Source organism: Burkholderia sp. HAN2018, assembly GCF_024704855.1.
In the GTDB taxonomy this organism is placed as follows: Bacteria; Pseudomonadota; Gammaproteobacteria; order Burkholderiales; family Burkholderiaceae; genus Burkholderia; species Burkholderia cepacia.
This window is the reverse complement of the sequence record NZ_QOBB01000363.1, coordinates 1-4,481: the sequence shown is the minus strand read 5'-3', so window position 1 is coordinate 4,481 and position 4,481 is coordinate 1. Positions and strand designations below refer to the sequence as shown.

The following is a 4,481-nucleotide window of genomic DNA, read 5'->3' as shown; positions in this document are numbered from 1 at the left end:
CCGCGTGCCTGCGCGAGCGCGACCTGACCACGCAGGCGTTCGCCGAGCAGCACGTGCGGATCACGCGCGACATGCTGCGCCGGCGCCGGACGCCGGCGGCGGCGGGCCTGGCGATGCCGCTCGCGGATTCGCGCCCGTCGTCGCGGTGAGAGCGGATCGATGAGTACGATTGCCGCCGAACGCGCACCGTCGCGCCGCCGCAACTGGCTGCCCGAGCGGAAGCACTGGGTCGGGCAGGCCGGGCTGTGGTCCTTCACCGCCGCGCTGATCGCCATTCACCAGGGCAAGGTGCTGACGCTCGCGTTTCCGGTGCTGGCCATCGCGGTCGGCATCTGGCTGTATTTCAAGAGTCCGGCGCGCTACGTCGGCTTCATGTGGTGGGTGTGGTTCCTGAGCCCGGAAGTGCGGCGTCTCGCCGACTGGTCGAAGGGCGCGTTCACGCCGACGAGCCTGATCCAGGTCGCGCCGCTCGCGGTGACGATGATCGCCGGCCTGGGTTTGATCCGGCATTACCGCGTGCTCGCGCAGCGGCGCGGAATCCCGATCCTGCTGATGCTGTTCGGGCTCGCGTACGCGTACCTCGTCGGGATCGTGTCGAGCGGCGTGATGGCCGCGACCTACGACCTCGCGAACTGGGTGTACCCGGTGCTGATCGGCTTTCACATCATGGTCAACGCCCGCGACTATCCCGAATACCGCGACGTGCTGCTGTCCACGTTCATGTGGGGCATGCTCGTGATGGGCCTGTACGGCGTCGTGCAGTACTTCGTGATGCCGCAGTGGGACGTGCTGTGGATGATCGGCTCCGACATGGGTTCGCAGGGCGAGCCGGTGCCGTACGGCGTGCGCGTGTTCAGCACGATGAACTCGTCGGGGCCGTTCGCGTTCGCGATCATGGGCGCGCTGGTGTTCGTGTTCGCCGCGCCGCAGAAGATCCGCTGGTTCGCGGGCGCGGCCGGCTTCGTGTCGTTCGCGCTGTGTCTCGTGCGCTCGACCTGGGGCGGCTGGGTGATCGCGCTCGCGATCCAGCTCGTGCAGTCGAGCAACCGCGTGCGGATGCGGATCCTGATCAGCGGCGTCGTGCTGGTCGGGCTGTGCGTGCCGCTCCTGACCGTCGGGCCGGTGGCCGACCGTCTCGGCGCGCGCCTGCAGTCGATCACGAACCTGAAGGACGACCGCAGCTACGACGACCGCAACAAGTTCTACGCCACCTTCGCGCAGACGGCGTTCACCGACGTCGCCGGCGAGGGGATGGGCGCGACGGGGGCATCCACGAAGCTGTCGAGCGACAGCGGCGAGCTCGGCAAGTACGGCAGCTTCGACAGCGGCGTGATGAACGTGCCGTTCGTGCTCGGCTGGCCCGGCACGCTGCTGTATCTCGCCGGCGTCGTGATGCTGTTCGGCCGCACGCTGCGTGCGGCATTCAAGCTGCGCAATGACAAGTTCGTCGGCGCGTGCCTGAGCCTGTGCCTGTCGACCTTCGCGATGCTCGTGTTCACGAACTCGCTGATCGGCACGGGCGGTCTGCTGATGTTCACAGCCATTTTTTCGATACTAGCCGCGGCGCACTGGCAAAAGGCACAACGCTTGCTGGCCGCCGCGCATTCACGGGGAGGCGACCATTGAGAATCGCGATCGTCACGCACGTCGTGCGACATAACGACGGCCAGGGCCGCGTCAATTACGAAATCGCGCGCGCGGCGCTGGCCGAGAACTACGAGGTCACGCTGGTCGCGTCGCACGTCGCGCCCGAGCTGCTGGCCGACCCGCGCGTGCGCTGGGTGCCGGTGAAGGTCGGCGGCTTCTGGCCGTCGAATCTCGTCAAGCAGCAGGTGTTCGCGCTGAAGAGCGCGGCCTGGCTGCGCGCGCACCGCAGCGAATACGACGTGCTGCACGTGAACGGCTTCATCTCGTGGATCAAGGCCGACGTGAATACCGCGCACTTCGTGCACGGCGGCTGGTTCAAGAGTCCGTACTATCCGTTCGGGCCGACGAAGGGGCTGTGGTCGGCCTATCAGTACGTCTATACGCGCGTGAATACCACGCTCGAGCGCTGGGCGTACAAGCGGTCGCGCGCGATCACCGCCGTGTCGCAGAAGGTGGCCGACGAGATCGCCGGGCTCGGCATCGACAGCCGCAAGATCAGCGTGATCTACAACGGCGTCGACGGCAGCGCGTTCGCCGGTGCGCAGGCCGACCGCGCGGCGTTCAAGCTGCCGGACGACGCGTTCCTGCTGCTGTTCGTCGGCGACCTGCGCACGCCGCGCAAGAACCTCGGCACGGTGCTGAAGGCGCTGACGAAGCTGCCCGCGAACGTGCACCTGGCGGTGGCCGGTTATCTGCCCGGCAGCCCGTATCCGGAAGAGGCGCGCGCGCTCGGCATCGATGCGCGCGTGCATTTCCTCGGCCTCGTGAAAAACATGCCGACGCTGATGCGCTCGGTCGACGCCTACGTATTCCCGTCGCGCTACGAAGCGATGAGCCTGTCGCTGCTGGAGGCGATGGCGGCCGGGCTGCCGGTCGTCACCGCGCGTACGGCGGGCGGCGCCGAAATCATCACGCGCGAATGCGGGATCGTGCTGGAGGACCCGGACGATCCGGCCGCGCTCGCGCAGGCGATCGGCTCGCTCGCGGCGTCGCGCGACACGTGCCGCGCGATGGGCGACGCGGCCCGCGAATTGATGACCCGTTTCGGCTGGGCGCACATGGGCGCCCAGTATGTCGCGCTCTACCGGCGCATCGGCCAACCCACGCAGCCGTCCGCCTTCGAGCGGGTCGAGCATGCAGTGACGCAGGAGCAATCGTAATGTCCCACTCTTCCCGGCCGATCAAATCGTTGCAGATCGGCATGCACTGGTTCCCCGAACGCGCGGGCGGCCTCGACCGGATGTACTACTCGCTCGTCGGCGCGCTGCCGGGCGCGGGCGTCGAGGTGCGCGGGCTCGTCGCCGGCTCGCAGAAGGTCGCCGACGACACGGGCGGCGCGATCCAGGGCTTCGGCCCCGCATCGGAGCCGCTCGCGCGCCGTATGCTCGCCGCGCGGCGCGCGCTGCGCGAGGAGATTCGCAGCGAGCGGCCGGACGTGATCTCGTCGCACTTCGCGCTGTACACGTTCCCGGGCCTCGACGTCACGCGCGGGATTCCGCAGGTGTCGCACTTCCAGGGGCCGTGGGCCGACGAGAGCCAGGTCGAGGGCGCCGCGTCGCTCGGCCAGCGCGCGAAGCGTTATCTCGAGCAGGCCGTCTATACGCGTTCGTCGCGGCTGATCGTGCTGTCGCAAGCGTTCGGCCAGATCCTGACGAACCGCTACGGGATCGATCCGTCGCGTGTGCGCGTGATTCCCGGTTGCGTCGATACCGCGCAGTTCGACACGCCGCTCACGCCCGCCGAGGCGCGGCACAAGCTGCAACTGCCGCAGGACCGGCCGATCGTGCTGGCCGTGCGCCGGCTCGTGCGGCGCATGGGGCTGGAGGACCTGATCGACGCGATCGGCCTCCTCAAGCACCGTCACCCGGACGTGCTGCTGCTGATCGCCGGCAAGGGCAAGATCGGCGAGGAACTGCAGCAGCGCATCGATGCGGCAGGCCTGCAGGACAACGTGAAGCTGCTCGGCTTCGTGCCGGACAACCATCTCGCCGCGCTGTACCGCGCGGCGACGGTCAGCGTCGTGCCGACGGTCGCGCTCGAAGGCTTCGGGCTGATCACCGTCGAATCGCTTGCGTCCGGCACGCCCGTGCTGGTGACGCCGGTCGGCGGGCTGCCGGAGGCGGTGGCCGGGCTGTCCGACGATCTCGTGCTGCCGTCCACCGGCGCGGACGCGATCGCGGAAGGGCTCGGTGCCGCGCTGTCGGGCGCGATCACGCTGCCCGACGAGGCCGCGTGCAAGCGCTATGCACGCGATCATTTCGACAACGCGGTGATCGCGCGGCGCGTGGCCGGCGTGTACGAAGAGGCGATCCGGGCGGCAGGTTGAGCGCCCGTGGCGCGCGATCTGCGCGCCGAACGGGAAGCCGAACCGGTGTGCATGCGCGGCCGGTTCGCGTGCCGGCCGCCTGCGCAGGGCCGGCTGATCCCCCCATCCGATGCGCGACGCCGGCACGTCTCACGCGCGCCTGAGCGTCGCGGCCCAGACGCCGAGCGCCGCCACGCTCACGACCGCGCCGAGCACGCAGACGCCCGCCCATCCGGCGCGCGCATACATCATCGTCGATGCAATCGCGCCGAGCCCGCTGCCGGCCGAATAGAACAGCATGTAGCAGCCGACGAGGCGCGCATGCGCATCGGGCCGCGTGCCGAGGATCATGCTCTGGTTGACGACGTGGACGGCCTGCCCGCCGACGTCGAGCAGCACGATGCCGACCACCAGCCATGCAATCGACGAATCGCCGAACGCGAGCGGCAGCCACGAGCACGCGAGCAGCGCGAGCGCGGCGCCGGTCGTCGCTTCGCCGCGCCCGCGATCCGCGAGCCGGCCCGCGCGG

At 69.4% G+C, this 4,481-nt stretch carries 4 protein-coding genes and 1 pseudogene; 4 read left to right on the top strand and 1 reads right to left on the bottom strand.

The annotated features are described in order from the left end of the window. The 4 genes and pseudogenes from DPV74_RS39250 to DPV74_RS39235 form a co-directional block, all read left to right on the top strand. Nucleotides 1-149: pseudogene (locus tag DPV74_RS39250) on the top strand (glycosyltransferase family 1 protein); the annotation flags it as partial. 10 nt (nt 150-159) lie between these two features. Further along, complete coding sequence (locus tag DPV74_RS39245) at nt 160-1,626, top strand: O-antigen ligase (RefSeq protein WP_059693905.1); 1,467 nt, start codon at nt 160-162, stop codon at nt 1,624-1,626. Next, a complete protein-coding gene (locus tag DPV74_RS39240) occupies nt 1,623-2,807 on the top strand; it encodes a glycosyltransferase family 4 protein (RefSeq protein WP_048022243.1) in 1,185 nt (394 codons plus the stop codon). The genes DPV74_RS39245 and DPV74_RS39240 overlap by 4 nt, the downstream gene beginning before the upstream one ends. After that, nucleotides 2,807-3,973, top strand: a complete 1,167-nt coding sequence (locus tag DPV74_RS39235; RefSeq protein WP_027791034.1) for a glycosyltransferase family 4 protein — start codon at nt 2,807-2,809, stop codon at nt 3,971-3,973. The genes DPV74_RS39240 and DPV74_RS39235 overlap by 1 nt, the downstream gene beginning before the upstream one ends. Nucleotides 3,974-4,102: 129 nt before the next feature. Here DPV74_RS39235 and DPV74_RS39230 read toward each other — a convergent pair. Continuing rightward, nucleotides 4,103-4,481 (bottom strand): MFS transporter (locus DPV74_RS39230; protein ID WP_119339143.1); only part of this gene is annotated, 379 nt, incomplete at its 5' end.